At 70.8% G+C, this 322-nt stretch carries 1 pseudogene; it reads left to right on the top strand.

Annotated elements, in window-relative coordinates:
• A pseudogene (locus PUR61_RS01115) lies at nt 1-322 on the top strand (acetyl-coenzyme A synthetase); the annotation flags it as partial.

Here is a 322-nt window from a genome sequence, read left to right on the forward strand (position 1 = left end):
CCGGCGTCACCGAGACCAAGCCCCGCGCGGCCCCGCGCGCGCTCCCCCGCATCGGCCCCACCGTCGACGACGACGACGCCCGCGAGGACCCCAACGGCTCCGGTGGCTACCTCGTCCTCACCGAACCCTGGCCGTCAATGCTCCGCACCAGCTGTGGCGACGACCAGCGCAACATCGACACCTACTCGTCGCGGTACGAGGGCCGCTCCTACGCCGCTCACGGTGCCCAGAAGGACGAGGACGGCGACATCTGGCTGCTCGGCCGGGTCGACGACGTCATGCTCGTCTCCGGCCACAACATCTCGACCACCGAGGTCGAGTC

The organism is Streptomyces sp. BE20, assembly GCF_036322525.1.
In the GTDB taxonomy this organism is placed as follows: Bacteria; Actinomycetota; Actinomycetes; order Streptomycetales; family Streptomycetaceae; genus Kitasatospora.